Genomic DNA, 19,809 nt, shown 5'->3' on the forward strand with positions numbered 1-19,809 from the left:
CATGGGGCTACCGGGGGAGGGTCCAGACCCAGGCCATGGTGAAGGGGTAGCCGCGCAGGTGTTCCCACTTGGGCTTCGCGGCGAGCCAGGCGTCGTCGATCAAGGCCTCGGCGGATTCGGCGAGCTGCCAGCCCGCCGCCACCGCGGCGGTCACGTGCTCGCTGAACAGGTGCAGGTGGGTGCTGATCGCCAGCGGCTCACCGGATTCGGGCGTGTAGTGGGTCGGCATGCCGGTCGCCATCATGAACTGCGGGTGGTAGCTGACCAGGACGAAGGTGCCGCCGGGCGCGGCCAGCCGCCGCGCCTCGGCATAGAACGGCACCAGGTCCGGCAGGTGTTCGTCGATCAAAGAAGAGATCACCAGATCGTATGCGCCGCTGGCTAATCCGGTTTCCCGCACATCGCCCTGGGTGAGCGTGGCGTGCGCTCCGCGCTCGCGGGCACGCGCCAGCATGCCCTCGCTCAGGTCGACGCCGTCGATGTGCGCCACGCCCTGCTCGCGCAGCCACGCGCCGGTGCGCCCGGTGCCGCACCCCAGATCGGCGGCGCGGCGCACCCGGCCCCAGTCTGGTCGTCGCAGCCGGTTCAGCAGCGCGAGGTCCATCTCGTCCATGACGGTCTGCTCGTAGGTGGGCGCCCATCCGTCGTAGCCCGTGGCGACGTCGACGGTGCGATAGTTGCGTCGGTCGAAATCCGCGAAGGTCGGCATGGGCGGCAGTATCGCGCGCCGCGCCGGCCCTCGGCCAAATATTTTCGACTGCCTGCGTGAACGAACGCCTCCTACGGACGCCCAAGGCTCGGTGGCCGGAACTCGGGGCCCCTGTGCATACCTTTCTGCCGGTTCAGGACTCGCTGTTCGCGGGGCCCAGGCCACTGCGGCGGGCCAGGACCCGGGTGCCGGGCCCGTAGGCGGCGCCCGGCCCGGCCAGGGCGGTCGTATTCGTCGCCGTCGCCGGTTTCCCGCACTCCGAACAGCAGACCTGCGGTGTGAACTCCGCCCCGCACTCCCGGTGCACCAGCCGCACGGGCGGCCCGCCCGGCGGGGTCGCCCACTTGTCGCCCCAGGCCATCAGCGCCATCAGCACCGGTACGAGCTCGAGACCGGCCTCGGTGAGGTGGTACTCGTGCCGCGGCGGCCGCTCCTGATACGCCCGGCGTTCCACGATGCCGTCGGCGATCAGCGTCTCGAACCGCCGGGCGAGCAGGTTGCGCGAGATGCCCAAGTTCTCGGCGATGTCGTCGAACCGGTGCAGGCCGAGGTAGATGTCCCGCACGAGCAGCGGCGTCCACCACTCCCCGACGCGTTCCAGGGACTGCCCGATCGAGCAGTGCATCTCCGCGAAGCTGGTCCGTTGCATGCCCTCAGTCTAGAGGGTTGATTCATTGAACTCGCTGGGCGTACCGTTGTCGACGAAAGAGTTCAATGAAAGGACTGACAAATGCCGTTCGTGGAGTTGTTCGTTCCCAAGGGCTCGCTCGACCAGGAGCGCCGCGAGCAGATCGGGAGCCGATTGGTGTCGGAGGTGATGCTCGCGGAGGGCGCGCCGGACACCGAGGCGGCCAGGTCGATCTCGTGGCTGGTGGTCAACGAGATCGACGCCTGGTTCGTGGGCGGGCGGCAGCTGCCCGCGGGGGAGAAGCCGAAATACGTGGTGCGGGTGGGAGTTCCGGCCGGTTCGATGAACGACGACAAGCGCCGCGACATCGTGCGGCGAGTCACCCGGGTGCTCGCGGACGCCGACGCGGATCCGGCCCGATTCACCGAGGCCGCCACCGCGTGGGTGCACATCAACGAGGTTCCGGAGGGCAACTGGGGAGCGCGCGGGGAGATCGTGCGCATCGAGGATATCGCCGCCCTCGTCTCCGCGGGCTGAGGGGCACAGCCCCAGCTCACCTATGGTGCCGCGCACAACCCGCGGCGGCGTGCACGCGGAACCCGTACGCTGGCAGATCGTGGAGTCGATCGTTACCCGGGTGCCGCTGGACGGCGTGTCGATCGCCTATCGCGACTCCGGCTCGTCGGCCGCCACGCACCCGCTGTCCGATGTCCCCGTCCTGCTGGTGCACGGTATGGGCGGGGACGGGCACACCTGGGACCGGTTCGCCCGCCGCCTGGTGCGGCTGGGGCGGCGGGTGATCATCCCGGATCTGCGCGGCCACGGCCGCAGCGCGCACACCGCCTCCTACCGGTTCGACGAGTTCGGCGCGGACGTGTTGCGTCTGTGCGATCGGCTCGAGCTGACCGCCGTGGACATGGTCGGCCATTCCCTCGGCGGGTACGCGGTGTCGTGCGTGGCGATCGAGCGCCCGGAGCTGGTGCGGCGCTTGGTGATCGAGGAGCAGCCGCTGCCGCTGCGCTCCGGTGACGAGCAGGTCACCCTCACCCGCCGCCTGCCGACCCTGCCCGAGCTGTGGCATGCCACCAGCAGCCTGATCCGGCGCCCGCAGGCCGTGCTGGCATTCGACCGGTCGATGACCCGGCTCGCGCTGGAGCAGTTCCGCAAGCCGAATCCGGAGTGGTGGGATCGGCTGCCGGAGATCACGGCGCCCACCTTGATGTTGCGCGGCGGCCCGGGCGGCATGGTCGACCCGGAGAAGCTGGAGATGTTCCGCGCCGCGGTCCCCGGCTGCACGGTCTGTGCCTTCGACTGCGGCCACAGCATCCACCGCGACCGCTATCGCCAGTTCGCCGAGGCGACGCTACCGTTCCTCGGCCACTGACACGCCCGGTGCTTCTACAGTAAAACGATGTCCACTCTGGATCGTCCGACGCTGTTCTTCCCCGATGAGCAGTCGTTTCGCGAATGGCTGGAGGCCAACCACGCCGCCGTCGACGGCGTCTGGCTGAAGTTCGCGAAACGGGGCTCGGGGGTGGTTTCGCTCGACCATGCGGGCGCGCTGCGCCAGGCACTGTGTTTCGGCTGGATCGATGGTCAGGCCCGTTCGCTCGACGACGACTACTGGATGGTGGGCTTCACCCCGCGTCGCCGCCGCAGCCCGTGGTCGCAGCGCAATATCGGCCTGGTCGAGGAGCTGATCGCACAGGGCCTGATGCATCCGGCCGGTCACGCGGAGATCGAGCGGGCCAAGCTCGACGGTCGCTGGGCCAACGCCTACGGGCGCAGGCTGCCACAGGATTTCGTCGACGCGCTGGCGGCCGACCCGGAGGCCGCCGCCTTCTTCGAAACCCTCGACACCCAGTCCCGGGCCGCCATCGGCTATCACCTCGGCAATGCCGTGCGGCCGGAGACGCGGGCGCGGCGGCTGGAGCAGATCATCGGCAAGTTGGCTGCGGGGCAACGGTTCTGATGACGGCGTTCGAGGGCCTGTCGTGTTCGGCTGCGGCAGCGGCCGATATCCCGCTGCCGGGCAGCGCGACTCACGTCACCGCGTGGTTGTGCGTGGAACACCCCGGGGCGTGGGGGCGCGACGTGATCGGCGACGAGGTGCTGGGCGCCGAGGTCACCGCCGGACTGGCCGCCCACGCCAAGGCCGCCCGGGTGCGGCCGACCCTGATCCGGCGGCCGGGACGATACGAATCCACCGGCACGCGAACGGTTCTCATCGCCAGTACCCGGCCGCGGGGATCCTGGTGCGAACGGCTCGAGATCACCGATCTGAAGCAGCTGCTGGATCTGGACCTGCATCTGCTGAACGGCCCGGCGCCGGGAATCGGTGTGCCGGTGGACGATCCGGTGCTGGTGTGCGCGCACGGCAAGCGAGACCTGTGCTGCGCGCGGCTCGGCCGCCCGATCGCGGCCCGGCTGGCCGCGGCCCATCCGGATCGGGTCTGGGAGTGCTCGCACACCGGCGGCCACCGGTTCGCTCCCGCGGTGGTCCTGCTGCCCACCGGGCTGACCTACGGCCGGGTGGACGGCGACGGCGCCGTCGCGGCGGTGGCCGCCGCCGACCGGAACGCGGTATCGCTGGACGGGTTCCGCGGGCGCAGCTGCTATTCGCCGGTCGAGCAGGTCGCGGAAATCGCGGTGCGCGAACGGGTCCCGGCCGCGGCGGACGACCTCACCGTGGTGTCGGCCGAGGCGAGCGATGCGTCGATCGGCGACCCGGCCACCTTCGCCGGAGCCGCCCTGGTCGCCCACCGCGACGGCCGTCGCTGGCAGGTGACGGCCCACACCGTCGCCCACGCTCCCCGCCAGGCCAGCTGCGGCGCCGCACCCAAACCCGCCACCGCGGTCGTCGCCGATCCGCCCGTTCGTCATGCGACAAGCCTTCAACCCTGACGCGACATGAGGGGCGACCCCGCTGCGTCGCGGCACCCGGAATGTGCTGCTCAACACACTGTTTGCAACACGCCGCAGCGCCACTCGTAACTCGAGCCGCAGAGTCGCGTGAGTTGCCATTCGTGCCGCACGGCGAACCGCTCTCGGCGCCCATGTCGCCGCTGCCGTGGTTCCGTCTGTCGCGGTGGCCTACCCAGCGCGGCCTCGCTCACCAATAGGTGCCGGGGACCAGGCGGGCGGCCCGGCGCAGGGCGGTGCGGGTCACCCGGCCCGCGGCCGTGGGATTGCGGCGGGGTTCATGTTGGGGGACAAGGGTTTCCGAGTCGGCGGCGTCTTCCTGCGGAGCCTCGCCCTTGGCGGCGGCGGAATCCGGCAGCGCGCGGTAGTAGCGATGCAGGATGCGGTCCTTCAGGCGCGGGGTGAACAGGGTGCCGTATTCGGCGAGCGTGCCGATCGGCACATCGATGCGCTTGGGCCGCTCGGTGAGCGCCCGCACGACGGTTGCCGCGGCCCACTCGGGCGACTCCGACGGGCCCTGTTTACCGCTCGGCGCGATCATCGGCGTGCGCACCAGCGGCATGTGGATGGTGGTGAAAGTGACGTTGTCGGCGAGCATTTCGGCCGCGGTCACCTCGGCGAACTTGTCCAGCGCGGCCTTGGAGGCCAGGTAGGCGGCGAAGCGGGGGGTGGCGACCTGCACGCCCGCGCTGGAGATGTTGACGATGTGGCCGAACTTGCGCTCGCGCATCTGCGGCAGCAGCGCCAGCGTCATCCGGACCGCGCCGAAGTAGTTCACCGCCATGGTGCGCTCGAAATCGTGCAGCCGGTCGGTGGAGCGGTGCACGGCGCGGCGGATGGACCGACCCGCGTTGTTGACCAGCATGTCGACGTGATCGTGTTCGTCGAGGATGGTCTTGACCGTGTGTTCGACGGACTCGGAGTCGGTGACGTCGCACTGGTAGCCGTGGGCCTCGCCGCCCGCGGCCCGGATCTCCTCGACCACGGCCGCCAGCTCGTCACCGCGGCGGGCGAGCAGGAGGAGCACGGCGCCCCGCTCGGCGACCGCGAACGCGGCGGACCGGCCGATGCCGGACGAGGCGCCGGTGATCAGGACATGTCGGCCGGTCAGATCTCGGCGGGCGCGCCGACGGGCCCGATAGCCCGGTTCCACGGCGTCCACGGGCCCGCCGCCTGCGTGGTTGTCGGTCATCGCTGCTCCCTTGCGCGTCTATTCGACTCGAACTTACTCCATAGTAAGTTACCTCGCCAGGGCGATTCTCCTTATCGAACCCATGTTCGAGTAACCTGAAGACTGATCGGTTTGCCGGAGGTGTGTATGGGCTGGGGCAACGGCCCGCCGACGTGGGCGGAGATGGAGCGGGTGCTGTCCGGGCGGCCCGGCCGCGCCGGTGATCCGCCCGGAGACGGCGGCGACAGTCCGGCCTGGTCGCACAAGCGCGGCAAGTATCGGGCGGGGCCGCGCCCGCGGTCCGATGCACCGGTGGTGCCGTACGCCGAGCTGCACACGCATTCGGCCTACAGCTTCCTCGACGGCGCCGTACAGCCGGAGGACCTGGTGGAGGAGGCGGTGCGGTTGGGGCTGGAGGCGCTCGCGCTCACCGATCACGACGGGCTGTACGGGGTGGTGCGGTTCGCCGAGGCGGCGCGGGAGTGGGGGATGCCGACGGTATTCGGCGCGGAGTTGTCCCTGGGGGAGGATGGCGACTCCGAACCTCGTGCCGGTGCCCCGGATCCTGCGGGGCCGCACCTTTTGATACTGGCGCGGGGTCAGGAGGGCTATCGCCGTCTGTCGCGGGAGATCTCGGCCGCGCACATGGCGGCGGGGGAGAAAGGGATCCTGCGCTACGACCTGGACCGGCTCACCGAGGCCGCGGGCGGCCACTGGCAGATTCTCACCGGATGTCGCAAAGGCCATGTGCGCCAAGCCCTGCGGCACGGTGACGGGGCGGCCGCGGCGGCGCTGCGAGAGCTGGTGGAGCGTTTCGGCCCGGGCCGGGTGACCGTGGAGCTCACCCACCACGGCATTCCCGAGGACGACGAGCGCAATGCCCGCCTGATCGCCCTCGCCGATGCGGCCGGGATTCCCGTGATAGCCACCACCGCAGCTCATTTCGCCACTCCCGCGCAGCGCCGCCGCGCGATGGCGCTGGCGGCGATCCGGGCCCGGCAGAGCCTGGACGAGATGGCCGGATGGCTGGCCCCCGCCGGAGGCGCGCACCTGCGGTCGGGCGCCGAGATGGCGCGGCTGTTCGCGGCCTGCCCGCAGGCGGTCCCCAATGCCGTTGCGCTGGCCCGGGAATGCGCCTTCGATCTGACACTCATCGCGCCCCAGCTGCCCCCGTTCGTCGTCCCGCCCGAACATGACGAGGACTCGTGGCTGCGGCATCTCGCATACGAGGGCGCGGCTCGGCGGTACGGACCGCCGGAGCGGAATGCCAAGGCGTACAGCCAGATCGAGCATGAGCTGGGGATCATCGAGCGCATGCGCTTTCCCGGTTACTTCCTGGTGGTGCACGACATCGTCGATTTCTGCAAGCGCAACGACATCCTGTGCCAGGGCCGGGGCTCGGCCGCCAACTCCGCGGTCTGCTACGCGATCGGCATCACCAACGTCGACCCGGTGGTCAACGACCTGCTGTTCGAACGGTTTCTGTCGCCGGAGCGCGACGGCCCGCCGGATATCGACATCGATATCGAATCCGATCGCCGCGAGGAGGCGATCCAGCACGTCTACGCCAAGTACGGCCGCGAGTACGCCGCCCAGGTGGCCAATGTGATCACCTATCGCGGTAAGTCGGCGGTGCGCGATGCCGCTCGGGCGCTGGGCTTTTCGCCGGGGCAGCAGGACGCGTGGAGCAAGCAGGTCAATCGCTGGACAGGGGTGGCGGAGGAGACCCACACCGATATTCCCGCCGAGGTGCTGGCCCTGGCGGGTGAGATCGAGGGCCTGCCAAGGCATCTGGGCATCCACTCCGGCGGCATGGTGATCTGTGACCGGCCCGTCGCCGATGTGTGTCCGGTGGAGTGGGCGCGCATGCCCGGCCGCAGCGTCCTGCAGTGGGACAAGGACGACTGCGCCGCGGCGGGGCTGGTGAAGTTCGATCTGCTCGGCCTGGGCATGCTGTCGGCGCTGCACTACATGATCGATCTGGTGCACGAGCACACCGGCGAACGGATCGAGCTGTTCGAGTTGGACCTGCAGGAGCGCGCCGTCTACGAGATGCTGTGCCGCGCCGACTCGGTGGGGGTGTTCCAGGTGGAGTCGCGGGCGCAGATGGCCACCCTGCCAAGGCTGCGGCCGCGCCAGTTCTACGACCTGGTCGTGGAGGTGGCGCTGATCCGACCCGGTCCCATCCAGGGCGGTTCGGTGCACCCCTACATCCGTCGCCGCAACGGCAGCGAAGAGGCTGTCTACGACCATGAAGCCCTGCGCAATTCGCTGTCGCGCACGCTGGGGGTGCCGCTGTTCCAGGAGCAGCTGATGCAGATGGCGGTCGATGTGGCCGGGTTCAGCGCGGTAGAGGCGGACCAACTGCGCCGGGCGATGGGGTCCAAGCGATCCACGGAGAAAATGGAGCTGCTGCGCGAGCGCTTCTATCAGGGGATGCTCGAATTGCACGGCATCACCGGGGAATTGGCGGATCGCATCTACGAGAAGGTGTACGCGTTCGCGAATTTCGGCTTCCCGGAAAGCCATTCGCAGAGCTTCGCCTCGCTGGTGTTCTATTCGGCCTGGTTCAAGCTGCATCACCCGGCGGCGTTCTGCGCCGGGCTGCTGAACGCGCAGCCGATGGGGTTCTATTCGCCGCAGTCGCTGGTTGCCGACGCCCGTCGGCACGGGGTGGTGGTGCACGGTCCGGACATCAACCACAGCCGCGCGGGCGCCACCCTGGAGCAGCGCGGTACGCAGGTGCGGCTCGGGCTCGCCGCGATCCGGCACATCGGCGACGATCTCGCCGAAAAGATCGTTGCCGCAAGGGAATCCGGTCCGTACGTTTCGTTCCTGGATTTGACCGGACGGGTGGAGCTCACGGTGCCGCAGGCGGAATCGCTGGCCACCGCGGGCGCGCTCGGCAGCCTCGGAATCAGTCGGCGGCAGGCGTTGTGGGCGGCGGGCGCCGCGGCGGGGGAGCGGGCCGACCGGCTGCCCGGCACCGGCGCCACCGTCGCCGCGCCCGCCCTGCCCGGCATGAGCGAGCTGGAATTGGCGGCCTCCGACGTCTGGGCGAGCGGAGTGTCGCCGGGGAGCTATCCGACCGAATTCCTGCGCTCGCATCTGGATGCGCTCGGCGCGCTCCCCGCCGCGCGGTTGGCTCAGGTGACCGATGGGTCGAAAGTGCTTGTCGGGGGCGCGGTTACGCACCGCCAGCGGCCCGCGACCGCTGCCGGTGTCACCTTCGTCAACCTGGAGGACGAGACCGGCATGGTGAACGTGGTGTGCTCGGTGGGCCTGTGGCGCCGCTACCGCCGCGTCGCGCAGGGCGCGTCCGCCCTGCTGATCCGGGGGCGGGTGCAGAATGCCGAGGGCGTGGTCAGCGTGGTCGCCGAACACCTGCAGCGCCTGGATCTCCGAGTCGCCTCGAAGTCCCGAGATTTCCGCTGATCTCCGGGCGGGCCACGGTCGCGTCGCCCCAGGTTGTCGTCCGTCGAATCGAGCTGTCGCCGCCGTTGTCCCGGTGGGCCCGACGGTTTGCCCACGCACCCCGTGCATGTTCACGCACCCCCTGCGGCACATGAAGGGGGTGCGTGAATACGCAGGGGGTGCGGCTGTGCGCGGAGCCGTGACAGGCGCGAACGGGCGTGGATACCGTGGCGGCGGACGGAGAAGTGACGGCAAAAAAGGGGGGTGCATGTCCGGTTCGTGTGTGGTCGATACGGATGCGGTGCTGCGATTCGGAATCGTTGCGCTGCAGGTATTTCGAGATGTCTGCGCGGTCTTCGATACGGCGGCCGAGGCCGTCGTGACGATCGCGGACCTGATCCCGCAGAGCGAGACCGCCCCGCAATGGTGCGAATCCGCCGGTGCGGCAATCGATATCGTGCGGCGTAGCGTAGAATGCTTCCGGCGCCTCGCCGAGCATACGGAGCAGGCCGTGGAGGCGTTCTCCGCAATCGACCGCTGCCACGCCGCGGACCTGCAGCGACTGGCGGCGGGGATATGATCCCGCCGCGGCCGGTCGTGCTGAGGTGGCGCGCGCTGGAGGCGGCCGACCTGCTGTGCGCGGAACTCGACCGGCGCGTCGAAGACTTGGAGACGCTGTCGGCCACGGTGCGCGATACCTGCCACCGCCTCGACGGCGACGGCTGGCAGGGCTTGGCCTACGACGCGGTACGCGCCCACGTCGACGCGGCGCACCGGCAGCACCAGGTGCTGTGCGAGCATGCCGAGAAGCTGCGGGAGGCCGGGGCGCGTGCGCTGTCGGACCTGCACTACACGGCGCTCGCACTGCTGGACTACGTGGCGGACGCCGAGGCCGCCGGATGCCGGATCGCCGACGACTGGTCGGTCACCGCCGGTGCGACCGCGCAGGAGTGGGCCGAGGTCATCGCCGAGGCCGTGGCCGCGGTCGAGCGCGCCGATCAGCGGGGCCGGGCGGCCATCGCGGCGGTCGGCGCCGAAATAGCGGAGCTGGCAAAGGCATTCGACTTTCCCCGGCTGATCCTCGATGGTCTGGGTGCGCTCCTGAGCCCGGGTGGGCCGATAGCTCCCGATCCCGGCGGGCCGGAGGCCGCGGAGCCGGGCCGGACCGGATCGGGGGAGGCTCCCGGCACCGCGGGTGAGGGGCCGCGCCCGGATGACATGTCCCGAGCGCCCGCACCCGAGCCCGTGGAGACGCCATGGGGGCCGTCGTCGGCGACCGCCGACGCGCCTGTGGCTGCGGGCGGCGGGCCGCCAGGCGGTCCCGACCAGACGGCTCCCAGCGCGATGACGGACGAGGCATCGACCGAAACACACTCGGCGGCACACGGCTCGGGAATGCCGGTGCAGGACGGTCGGATCGGCCCGGTCGTCGGAATTCCGCCGGGGACGATCTCGGATGCCACACCGCCCACGAACCATAATCAGGGTGAGCCACCCGAGACCGGCGCGGCCGCCTCGATGCCCGGGCAGCCGCACATCGCGATCGAGCCACCACCCGGAATCACCGTCGAACAACTCGTCGCGATCATGCCCGACCTGCCGTGGGATCAGGCGCAGGAGTATCTGCCCGCGCTCAATACCGCCATGGCCGAGGGCGGCATCACCACGCCGCCGCGGCAGGCCGCGTTTCTGGCGCAGCTGGCTCACGAGAGCTGTCAGCTCCGCTACTTCGAAGAGCTGGGCGACGACGACTACTTCAGCCAGTACGACCCCGGCCAGCCGAATACGGCCGCGGGCAACACCGAACCCGGTGACGGCCCCCGCTACCACGGCCGCGGCCCCATCCAGCTGACCGGCAGGGGCAACTACCGGGCAGCGGGCGAGGCGCTCGGCCTCGACCTCGAGGGCAATCCCGAGCTGGCGGCCGCACCGGACATCGGCTTTCGAATTGCCCAGTGGTACTGGACATCCCGAGATATCAACACCCTCGCGGACATGGGCGATTTCGCCGCGGTCACCCAGGCCGTCAACGGCGGCTTCAACGGCCTCGCCGCGCGTGAGGAGTACTATCGCCGAGCCCTGGCGGTGCTGGGATGAGCGGCGCCGCGGCCCGGCTCCGGTGCGCAGCGCGGACCTCGAGCGAGGTCGCGGCCCGCACGGGTGGTCGTCGGTCGATCGTCGCGCTGCCCGTGCTCGTCTGGGTGTTGATCTCAGCCGGTTGTGCCGCTGACGATCCCGGCTCGATACCGTCGAAAACGGCTGCGGCGGAAGGCAGTAGTGTTTCAGCGGCGGTACGGGACCGGCCTTTCGCGTTCCGCACGCGGTCGGAGCTGGTACTCGCCACGTCGGAGCGGACGATCGCGCGGCATCCGGGCAGGTATCTCGATCTCGGGTTCACTCAGGACGATTCGCATGTCTACGCGGTCGATGACAGCGGCGCGCTGACCGCGGTGGCGGTACCCGGCGGCGCCCGGCTGCCGCAGCGGATGGACTGCCGATGCGAACGCGTCTTCCCACTGCACGATGCCGTAGTCGGCTGGTGGCAGCAGCCGGATCGATTCGTGCGGACGGATTTCAGGGATCCGAAACAGGTTGTGCACATCCAGATTTCACTACCACCGCCGATGCCGCCGGTCGCGCCGGGCAATGCCCTGTCGCCGCCGAGACTGCTCGCCGCCGACGGCCGGACACTGGTCATCGGCAGGGTGGAGGCGCCGTCCGGCGTGGCGTGGGGCATCAACCACCTGACGGTCGTGGACGTGGGCACGGGTGTCGCCCGGTCGCTGGCCCGTGTGGGTGGCATCAACACCGCCTTCGGCGGGGCCGCACTGCGCCCGGACGGCCGGGAAATCGTGCTCGCCGGATATGTCCGCGACGGAAACTCGTGCGGCACGGCCCGGCTGGTTCGCATCGACCTCGCCGCGGACCGGCTCGAGGCTCTCGAACTCCCCGCGCTGTCCGGCTGTTCGAAGCTTGCCGACCTGCGCTGGTCCGATAGCGCGCCGACCGCCACGGGGCTGTTCTGGGAGCCGAATTCGCCGGACCGGCTCACCGCGACGGCCGTCTGGACCACGCCGGGCATCCACTGGGACCGGCACGGCGGCGACGACACGATCCGGTACGCGGCGCTCGGTCCCGCCGCCACGCTGGAGATCCGCCGCGTCGCGCCCGGCCGGGTCCGCGCCGTGCAGAGCGGTGACCTGGTGTGGATCGCCGAGGCCGAGATGCGTGTCCTCGCCCACGATGTGATCGACCTGCGGCTGCCGCGGGGCCGTCACGAACCGGCCGGACCGCCGGGCCTGCGGTGGGAAGCGGAAGGCGGGTGAGATATGGGCCGAATGGCTACGCTGCGTCCCATGAGAAAAGTGGCGGTTCTGTCGGCCGGTCTGCTGACGTTCGCACTGCTCGCCGGATGCGGCTCCGAGCAGAACACCTCCGACTCGCTGTCGAAGAGCGACGGCCGCGCCGCGACCGCGCCCGCGGCGCCGCCCGCGCTACGCGAACGGGCGCCGAAGGATCCGAAACTGCAGGACGATGACACGGAGGCGACGGCCGAACGCAAGGAGGTCGTCACCGGCAGCGTCGATATCACCACCGCCGACCCGATCGGCGGCGCCACCAAGGTCGCCGACCGGGTGCGGGCCGTGCAAGGCCGCGTGGACGCCCGCTCCGAGCAGCCCGGGACCGACACCACCGAACCCCATGCGACGCTGACGATTCGGGTGCCCGCCGACAAGACCGACGAGTTCATCAACGGCCTGAACGGCGTCGGTGAGCTCACCAGCGTGTCCACCCAGCGCGAAGACGTGACCATGCAGTGGCAGGACCTCGACGCACGGATCAAGGCGCTGCAGGCGTCGGTCGACCGGCTGCGGGCGCTGGTCGCCGGTGCCGCCAGCACCGCCGACCTCATCGCCGCCGAGAACGCGCTGTCGAGTCGGCAGGGCGAGCTGGACAGCCTCACCGCTCGCAAGCGCCAACTCGACGACGAGGTCGCCCTGTCCACCCTCACCATCGAACTCGACACCGACGAGCCGCCGGGCTCGGAGCCCGACAACTACTGGAGCCGAATAGTCGATGGTTGGCACTCCCTGCTGGACGCACTGAAGTCAACCGGCACCGCCATCCCATGGCTCGCCTTCCTCCTCCTGCTGGCCACCCTAGCCTGGACCCTCCGCCGCATCACCCAATCCCGCCGTTCCCCCCGACCCTCGACCCCTCCCAACAAACCCGCCCCCGAGAAGAGCACCCCCGAAAAACCCAGCACCACTGAGAAAGTCAGCTCTGAAAAGGAAAGCTCTGAAAAGGAAAGCCCCGAGAAGGAAGTCGCCGAGAACGGAATCACCGAGAAGAGAGTCGCCGAAGAGGGCGCCGCCGAGAAGCCCACCCCCGAATCGGACAGCACCACCAAGGGCACCGCCGAGCAGTCCACAACAGAACCGACCGGAACAGAAAAGGACGCACCCGAGAAGCCCTAGCGCCACTGGACAACGCGCACCCGAGAAGCCCAGCCCCGCCCCCGCATCCCGTCGTCCAGTTTTCGTATTCCGCTGTCTCGCTGTCTCGCTGTACCGTCGTCTCGTCGTTCTCGTATGGCGGTCGCCTTGCATTCCCGTCGTCGCGGCCCTTAATACTCCAGCCGTAGATCGTGACCGTTCGTCAGCTCCGGTCCCTTTCCGGATTGGAAATCTTCCTCCAAGCTCCAGCGTCGTCCGGCCACGCGGACCAGCGTCGACAGCGGTACGGGAGCCGGGGCGTAGCAGCGGTAATAAGCCAGTTCCCGGGTGGTGCGGTTGCGGCGGACCAGCAGCCTCGTCACCGGTCACCCACGGCGCGGGTACGCCCGCGTCCAGGGCGCGGCCGATCATCGTCGTGGCCAGCGCGGGTTTGGTCGCGAAACTCCTGGGGCTTCGGGACACCCGCCTGCGCGTACCGTTCGGGTCGGTGTCCAGGATTTCGGCAGGTACAGGGCACGGTCGATGAAGGTGTGCCCCGTGGGGTGGAGTAGGTCGAAAACACCGCCACCTGGGAGTTCTCGATACGTCCTGCGGTGCCGGTGTACTGGCGTTGCACGCCGACGGTGGCCGTGCCCTTTTTTGAGGTCCCCGCTTTCGTCCACCACGAGGCTCCGAAACTAAACAGGCCACCATTTCCCGCGCAGTCCGGCGCGGCTCGACACGCCGGAACTGCCCGGCGACCCGCCCCAAACCGGCCCGACACCACTCCCGAGCTCTCACCGAACCGCTCCAGACCAGGCCACCGGCCTGGTCGCGACCAAGCCCTAGAGAGGATGCAGGCCGAGGCAGGCCGAACAGCGCACCCAGTGCTCGGGAATCGGGTGGGGCCAAGGGAACCCATGGGGAAGGATCTTCTCCACGGCACCGCACTCGGGTCGGCTGCTTCCGGCGGCTACGGCGTGGGCTACAGGTGGCCCGTCCGAAACAATGGTGAAATTCGAGTACGGATTGTCGGGGTCTGGTGGAAGTGGTGGGTCTGTGACCACCACACGAAAGTTCCCCCAGAACCACGTTTCGTAGGCCACCACTTGATCGTACCCAGCACCCCAGTCGTCGATCACGATCTACAGCTGGAGTACTAAGGGCCGCGACGACGGGATCTCCTCACAACGGCGAGAGGGCCGCGCCAGTGTAGGAGAACGACGTCGTGAAAGGTGGTGCCGAGTAGGACCGGAACTGGACCGATCAGGAGACGCCATGCCGCCCAAGGTGATTCGCGCGTGGTCCGCCTGACCGCCGGCGCCACCTCGCGATTCGAACGTTCGAGATACCTGATTCACACCGCGCCGGGGAACCCGAGCTGCCGCCACGCCTCGTACACCGCCACCGCCGCGGCATTGGACAAATTCATCGACCTCCGCCCCGGCAGCATGGGAATGCGCAGCTGGTCGGTGATGTGGGCGTCGGCCAGTGCCTCCTCGGGCAGCCCGGTCGGCTCGGGCCCGAACAGCAGCACATCCCCCTTGCGATACGCGATATCGGTATTGCGCGTCTCAGCCCGGGTCGTGAACGCGAAAACCCGCTCGGGCCGGATGGATTCCCACGCGGCGGCGAGGCTGCCGTGCACGGTCACCGAGGCCAGATCGTGGTAGTCCAGACCCGCCCGCCGCAGCTTGGGCTCGGACAGGTCGAAACCCAGCGGCTCGATCAAATGCAGCTGACACCCGGTACCGGCCGCCAGCCGGATGGCGTTACCGGTGTTGGGCGGGATCCGAGGCTCGAAGAACACGATGTGGAGCACGGCCACCAGCATGGCACGAGGGCATCGGCGCCCGAACGCCGCCGCAATGCGAGAATCGGGACGTGACCGAAGCCCCTGCGACCCCCGCACAGCACCCCGGCCCGGCCGACCGCTTCTTCCGCATCCACCTGCCGATGCTGTTCGTGGCGGCGGTCCTGCTGGTGGCGGTGTTGTTCGTGGCGCAGGATCGCTGGCGTCGCGGCGCGTTCGTCATCGGGGGCGCGACCCTGCTGGCGGCGGCGCTGCGGCTGACCCTGCCGACCGTCCGGGTGGGCCTGCTGGCGGTCCGTAGCAAGCCGTTCGACGTCGGCGCCTACACCGTGCTCGGCGCCGCCATCATCACGCTGGCCGCCACCATCAACACCCTCGGCGTCGGCTGAATCGACCGGCTTCGACCCACCGTCCGCTGCGGGATCCGCGTTCGAAGCGTGCCCACCACTGCGTGCGGTCCGACGTCGCGCCATGGTCGGTCAGTCGCGCGAGTATGCCAGCGCGGGTCCCGGCTCCGGGGCGTCGTAGTCCGCCGCCGTCGGCTGCGGAGCGGCGTCGCTCACCACCCGTGTCGATCCGACCGTCACCAGCACCACCAGCCCGATTCCCGCCCACTGCGCGACCCGCAGTTCCTCTCCGAGCAGCAGGAATCCGATTCCCGCGGCCACGGCCGGTTCGGCGCTCATCAGCACCCCGAAGGTCGAGGTGGGCATGCGCCGCAGCGCCTCCAGCTCGACCAGGTGCGGCACCAGCGACGAGAGCACAGCGACCCCGAACGCGCACAGCGGCAGCAGCGGGTCGGCCAGCAGCGCCCCGGCACCGGCGACCACGAACGGCAGCGCCATCATGCCGCCGAACGCCATCGCCAGTGCGAGACCGTCACTGCCGCTGGTCCGTTCGCCCAGCACCCCAGTGCGCTGCGCTCTCGACATCCCGGTTGCGATTCGTCCCCGCGCTGGAAATGACTAGTGGCATACATGCCGACAGGCTGGAGGCAATGTGTGCGGGGATGGGTCAGACCGGAGTGTGGTCTGGGATGAAATGCCTTGTGGCCGAGAGGTATTCGTGCGGGGACCGGGGCTCAGTGCAACCGTTTCCCACGGGGTGGCCGTATCTCACGGCCGGAAAGGTAGATAGCCAGGGCAATGGTTTGTCAACGGTTTCATTGCTGAATGTCGTTCAGCGCGTGGCGAGTTGCCTCGGCACACCGATCGCGGGCCCCCTGTGATCCCCGGCATTACGGCGCGTCAGGTGGCACGACGTCCCGGCCGTCGGTGCATTGATCCGCCCGTGCGACGCCGATGTTCCAGGTGCTTCGAACGCCCCGTCAGGCGTGCTCAGCGCCCCGCCCGCGCCGTCCGCACCAGTTCCATCGTCTCCACCAGCAGCTTGCCGACGGCCTCGGTCTCGGTGAGGAAGCCGTCGTGCCCGTCGCGGGAGTGCACGATCTCGAGCCCCTTGCAGCCGGGCAGCAGATCGGCCAGCTCTTGCTGGGTGCGCAGCGGATAGAGCCGGTCGGAGTCGACGCCGCCGACGATGCACGGCACAGGGGTGGCGGCCAGCGCGGCCGCGATCCCGCCGCGCCCGCGGCCCACGTCGTGCCGGTTCATCGCCTCGGTCAGCAGCACGTAGGTGGCGGCGTCGAAGCGCTGCACCAGCTTCTGCGCCTGATACTCCAGGTAGCTCTGCACCGCGTAGCGGCCGCCGTCGCGAGGATCCTCGTCGTCCTGCGCGTGGTTCTCGAAGCGGTGGTCGAGTTCGAATTCGGTGCGGTAGCTCAGGTGCGCGATGCGCCGCGCGATCCCCAGCCCGGCGGTCGGCGCCCGGCCGGTGCCGTGATAGTTCCCGCCCTGCCAGTCCGGATCGGCCTGGATGGCCGCGATCTGGGTGGTCTGGGTGCCGATCTGGTCGGCGGTGGCGCGCGCGCCGACGGCCAGCACCAGCGCGGCCTCCACCCGCTGCGGGTAGCCGACCATCCATTCCAGCACCCGCATCCCGCCCATGGATCCGCCGACTACGGCGGCGAGCCGCTCGACGCCGAGCAGATCGCACAGCGCCACCTCGGCGGTCACCTGGTCGCGGATCGAGGTTTCGGGAAACCTCGAGCCCCAGGGCTTCCCGTCCGGGGCGGGAGTGGCGGGCCCGGTACTGCCCTTGCAGCCGCCGAGCACATTGGTGGCGATGACGCACCATTCGTCGGTGTTCAGCGCCGCGCCCGGCCCCACGATGCCGTCCCACCAGCCCGGCAGCGAATGCAGCTCGTCGGGCGCCCCGACCACGTGCGAATCCCCGGTGAGCGCGTGCTCGACGAGCACGATGTTGTCCAGTTCGGGCGACAGCTCGCCCCAGCGCTGCACGGCCAGCTCCACATCGGGGACCACCGCCCCGCTCTCGAGCCGCACGTCCCCGATCGCGATGGTGCCGAGTCGGCCGTCCGGCGGCGGCAACAGCTCGGCCGCCGATCGGGCCCTTCTGGAGTCGATGCCCACGGTCACCGCGCCGCCGCCGTAACCGAGGGCGACGTCCGCCCGGGCGTCGCTACCGCGGCGCGCGAACCTGCGGTCGCGGGCGCTCGCTGGATGACAAGGGAACGCACATCCCCGATGTTATCGGCACGTCCGTGCAACTCCGACGGGTCCATACACCCGTGGACCGCGCGCGGCCCGGACGGCCGCGCGATGTCGCGCCGGACGGTCGAGGTCGTACCCGGATCGGGGGCGGGCGTGGTCGAGTCGCTCATGTACTACTCCAGAATGGGGTCGCCGAGAGTCCGGTGTCTGCTATCGAGTACCGCATAGCGAACAGCAGCAAGACATTTCGGTGACCTCCTGATAGTCGCGCTTGCCCTCGGCTCTCGAGGGCCGGGTCATCACCCGGAGCACCCCACCGCAACTGGAGGGTTGCCGGCCAGCAAGCCGGGGCTTCGCGCTGGCACTCATGACCTGACCTTGGATGGTAGCGGATCGGATGAGCGACGGGCCAGGTGAGGGAAGCAGGTCTCGGTCGCTGTCTGATTACTCACAGGCGGTAGCCGCGCCGGGGGCGGACTCGGCCATCCTGCGCAGCTACCGTCTGTTCGCGACACACCCAGGGGCGGGGGGAGATGGTCGGACCCGGGGTTTTTGCGCCGAAACCGGGCGCTCGCCGCATCGATGCGCGGGTACCTGCGTGTGACGCGGCTATCTCTCGATGGGACAGCCCCTGGAAGTGAGACCCAGCGCACCAGTACGCTTGTCTTGTTTAGACCTCGAGTCCCCGTGGACAACACGGGGCGTATACGTTGTCTGTTGAACAGCTAGGGTCCGCTCACAAGCGTGTTCACCTGGCCGTGCAATGGGAGCACCTTCCTAGGAGGACACGAAGATCCATGTCCAAGATCAAGGTTGAAGGTACCGTCGTCGAACTCGATGGCGACGAGATGACCCGGATCATCTGGCAGTTCATCAAGGACAAGCTGGTCCACCCGTACCTCGACATAAATCTCGAGTATTACGACCTCGGTATCGAGTATCGGGACAAGACCGACGACCAGGTGACCGTCGACGCCGCCAACGCCATCAAGCAGCACGGCGTGGGCGTCAAATGTGCCACCATCACCCCCGACGAGGCGCGCGTCGAGGAGTTCGGCCTCAAGAAGATGTGGCGGTCGCCCAACGGCACCATCCGCAACATCCTCGGCGGCACGATCTTCCGCGCCCCGATCATCATCTCCAACGTGCCGCGCCTGGTTCCGGGCTGGACGAAGCCGATCATCATCGGCCGTCACGCCTTCGGCGACCAGTACCGCGCCACCGACTTCAAGGTGCACCAGGCGGGCACCGTGACGATCCAGTTCACCCCGGAGGACGGCAGCGAGCCGATCGTCCACGAGGTCGTGAAGATGCCCGAGGACGGCGGCGTCGTCATGGGTATGTACAACTTCAAGAAGTCCATCGAGGACTTCGCGCGGGCCTCGCTGAACTACGGCCTGCAGCAGAACTACCCGGTCTACATGTCGACCAAGAACACGATCCTGAAGGCCTACGACGGCATGTTCAAGGACACGTTCCAGGAGATCTACGAGACCGAGTTCAAGGAAGAGTTCGACGCCGCGGGTCTCACCTACGAGCACCGACTGATCGACGATATGGTCGCCTCCGCGCTGAAGTGGGAGGGCGGTTACGTCTGGGCGTGCAAGAACTACGACGGCGACGTGCAGTCCGACACCGTGGCGCAGGGCTTCGGCTCGCTGGGCCTGATGACCTCGGTGCTGCTGACCCCGGACGGCAAGACCTGTGAGGCCGAGGCCGCGCACGGCACTGTCACCCGGCACTTCCGCCAGCACCAGCAGGGCAAGCCGACCTCCACCAACCCGATCGCCTCGATCTTCGCGTGGACCCGCGGCATCGCCCATCGCGGCAAGCTGGACAACACCCCCGAGGTGATCGGATTCGCGCAGACCCTCGAGGACGTCGTCATCAAGACCGTCGAGGACGGCCAGATGACCAAGGACCTGGCGCTGCTGGTCGGCGGCGACCAGGGCTACCTGACCACCGAGGAGTTCCTCGGCGTGCTCGACGCCAACCTGGCGCGCGAACTGCGCTAGCGGCTTGAACATCCGGGCACCCGCCCCACCGCTCTCCGGTGGCCGCGGGTGCCCGAACTGTTTGTGTCCCCAACCCTCTCGCACCCCGTGCGTGTACTCGCACCCCCTGCATGGCTTGTAACGGGTGCGAG

At 69.2% G+C, this 19,809-nt stretch carries 18 protein-coding genes, 1 pseudogene and 1 riboswitch; of the genes and pseudogenes, 11 read left to right on the forward strand and 8 right to left on the reverse strand.

Going from position 1 to position 19,809, the window contains the following annotated elements; translation table 11 throughout:
- Nucleotides 1-7 precede the first annotated feature (7 nt).
- A complete protein-coding gene (locus ACYVLQ_RS26130; protein ID WP_460700159.1) occupies nucleotides 8-709 on the reverse strand; it encodes a class I SAM-dependent DNA methyltransferase in 702 nt (233 codons plus the stop codon).
- A gap of 133 nt (nucleotides 710-842) precedes the next feature.
- Nucleotides 843-1,358, reverse strand: a complete 516-nt coding sequence (locus tag ACYVLQ_RS26135; protein WP_460700160.1) for a winged helix-turn-helix transcriptional regulator — start codon at nucleotides 1,356-1,358, stop codon at nucleotides 843-845.
- A gap of 81 nt (nucleotides 1,359-1,439) precedes the next feature.
- On the opposite strand from ACYVLQ_RS26135, the gene ACYVLQ_RS26140 reads away from it, so the two are divergent.
- The 4 genes from ACYVLQ_RS26140 (at nucleotide 1,440) to ACYVLQ_RS26155 (ending at nucleotide 4,241) form a co-directional block, all read left to right on the forward strand.
- A complete protein-coding gene (locus tag ACYVLQ_RS26140) occupies nucleotides 1,440-1,874 on the forward strand; it encodes a tautomerase family protein (RefSeq protein ID WP_460700161.1) in 435 nt (144 codons plus the stop codon).
- An 88-nt stretch (nucleotides 1,875-1,962) separates the two neighbouring features.
- The gene (locus ACYVLQ_RS26145) at nucleotides 1,963-2,721 is read left to right on the forward strand and encodes an alpha/beta fold hydrolase (protein WP_460700193.1); all 759 of its coding nucleotides are present in this window, start codon (nucleotides 1,963-1,965) and stop codon (nucleotides 2,719-2,721) included.
- Between the two features lie 27 nt (nucleotides 2,722-2,748).
- Entirely contained in the window at nucleotides 2,749-3,309 is a 561-nt protein-coding gene (locus ACYVLQ_RS26150; RefSeq protein WP_460700162.1) for a YdeI/OmpD-associated family protein, read from the forward strand.
- The gene (locus ACYVLQ_RS26155) at nucleotides 3,309-4,241 is read left to right on the forward strand and encodes a sucrase ferredoxin (protein ID WP_460700163.1); all 933 of its coding nucleotides are present in this window, start codon (nucleotides 3,309-3,311) and stop codon (nucleotides 4,239-4,241) included. Before ACYVLQ_RS26150 ends, ACYVLQ_RS26155 begins: the two co-directional genes overlap by 1 nt.
- A 208-nt stretch (nucleotides 4,242-4,449) precedes the next feature.
- Here ACYVLQ_RS26155 and ACYVLQ_RS26160 read toward each other — a convergent pair whose 3' ends face one another.
- Nucleotides 4,450-5,451: an SDR family NAD(P)-dependent oxidoreductase gene (locus tag ACYVLQ_RS26160; protein WP_460700164.1), complete on the reverse strand. Its 1,002-nt coding sequence runs from the start codon at nucleotides 5,449-5,451 to the stop codon at nucleotides 4,450-4,452.
- 126 nt (nucleotides 5,452-5,577) lie between these two features.
- On the opposite strand from ACYVLQ_RS26160, the gene ACYVLQ_RS26165 reads away from it, so the two are divergent.
- The 5 genes from ACYVLQ_RS26165 (at nucleotide 5,578) to ACYVLQ_RS26185 (ending at nucleotide 13,322) form a co-directional block, all read left to right on the forward strand.
- Nucleotides 5,578-8,865 (forward strand): error-prone DNA polymerase, encoded by a 3,288-nt coding sequence (locus ACYVLQ_RS26165; RefSeq protein WP_460700165.1) that lies wholly within the window; start codon nucleotides 5,578-5,580, stop codon nucleotides 8,863-8,865.
- Between the two features lie 262 nt (nucleotides 8,866-9,127).
- Nucleotides 9,128-9,424, forward strand: coding sequence for a hypothetical protein (locus ACYVLQ_RS26170; RefSeq protein ID WP_460700166.1), 297 nt, complete (start codon nucleotides 9,128-9,130; stop codon nucleotides 9,422-9,424).
- Nucleotides 9,421-10,941, forward strand: coding sequence for a glycoside hydrolase family 19 protein (locus ACYVLQ_RS26175; RefSeq protein WP_460700167.1), 1,521 nt, complete (start codon nucleotides 9,421-9,423; stop codon nucleotides 10,939-10,941). The genes ACYVLQ_RS26170 and ACYVLQ_RS26175 overlap by 4 nt, the downstream gene beginning before the upstream one ends.
- The gene (locus tag ACYVLQ_RS26180; RefSeq protein WP_460700168.1) at nucleotides 10,938-12,170 is read left to right on the forward strand and encodes a hypothetical protein; all 1,233 of its coding nucleotides are present in this window, start codon (nucleotides 10,938-10,940) and stop codon (nucleotides 12,168-12,170) included. The genes ACYVLQ_RS26175 and ACYVLQ_RS26180 overlap by 4 nt, the downstream gene beginning before the upstream one ends.
- Before the next feature lie 30 nt (nucleotides 12,171-12,200).
- Entirely contained in the window at nucleotides 12,201-13,322 is a 1,122-nt protein-coding gene (locus ACYVLQ_RS26185; RefSeq protein ID WP_460700169.1) for a DUF4349 domain-containing protein, read from the forward strand.
- 149 nt (nucleotides 13,323-13,471) lie between these two features.
- Here ACYVLQ_RS26185 and ACYVLQ_RS26190 read toward each other — a convergent pair whose 3' ends face one another.
- The 3 genes and pseudogenes from ACYVLQ_RS26190 to ACYVLQ_RS26200 form a co-directional block, all read right to left on the reverse strand.
- Nucleotides 13,472-13,663: a hypothetical protein gene (locus ACYVLQ_RS26190; RefSeq protein WP_460700170.1), complete on the reverse strand. Its 192-nt coding sequence runs from the start codon at nucleotides 13,661-13,663 to the stop codon at nucleotides 13,472-13,474.
- Nucleotides 13,647-13,969 (reverse strand): annotated as a pseudogene (locus ACYVLQ_RS26195) (transposase); the annotation flags it as partial. The pseudogene ACYVLQ_RS26195 and the gene ACYVLQ_RS26190, both read right to left, overlap by 17 nt.
- 668 nt (nucleotides 13,970-14,637) lie before the next feature.
- Nucleotides 14,638-15,114 (reverse strand): tRNA (cytidine(34)-2'-O)-methyltransferase, encoded by a 477-nt coding sequence (locus ACYVLQ_RS26200; RefSeq protein ID WP_460700171.1) that lies wholly within the window; start codon nucleotides 15,112-15,114, stop codon nucleotides 14,638-14,640.
- Nucleotides 15,115-15,236: 122 nt separating this feature from the next.
- Between ACYVLQ_RS26200 and ACYVLQ_RS26205 the strand changes: the two genes are divergently transcribed.
- Nucleotides 15,237-15,482, forward strand: a complete 246-nt coding sequence (locus ACYVLQ_RS26205) for a DUF3017 domain-containing protein (protein WP_460700194.1) — start codon at nucleotides 15,237-15,239, stop codon at nucleotides 15,480-15,482.
- 90 nt (nucleotides 15,483-15,572) lie between these two features.
- On the opposite strand, the gene ACYVLQ_RS26210 is transcribed toward ACYVLQ_RS26205, so the two are convergent.
- Together ACYVLQ_RS26210 and metX are read right to left on the reverse strand one after the other, a co-directional pair.
- Nucleotides 15,573-16,025 (reverse strand): EamA family transporter, encoded by a 453-nt coding sequence (locus ACYVLQ_RS26210; protein WP_460700172.1) that lies wholly within the window; start codon nucleotides 16,023-16,025, stop codon nucleotides 15,573-15,575.
- A gap of 405 nt (nucleotides 16,026-16,430) precedes the next feature.
- Entirely contained in the window at nucleotides 16,431-17,588 is a 1,158-nt protein-coding gene (gene metX / locus ACYVLQ_RS26215; RefSeq protein ID WP_460700173.1) for a homoserine O-acetyltransferase MetX, read from the reverse strand.
- Between the two features lie 337 nt (nucleotides 17,589-17,925).
- Nucleotides 17,926-18,036: riboswitch (SAM riboswitch) on the reverse strand.
- A gap of 424 nt (nucleotides 18,037-18,460) precedes the next feature.
- On the opposite strand from metX, the gene ACYVLQ_RS26220 reads away from it, so the two are divergent.
- A complete protein-coding gene (locus ACYVLQ_RS26220) occupies nucleotides 18,461-19,678 on the forward strand; it encodes an NADP-dependent isocitrate dehydrogenase (RefSeq protein ID WP_460700174.1) in 1,218 nt (405 codons plus the stop codon).
- The last annotated feature ends 131 nt before the right edge of the window (nucleotides 19,679-19,809 follow it).

It is taken from the genome of Nocardia thraciensis (assembly GCF_054782435.1).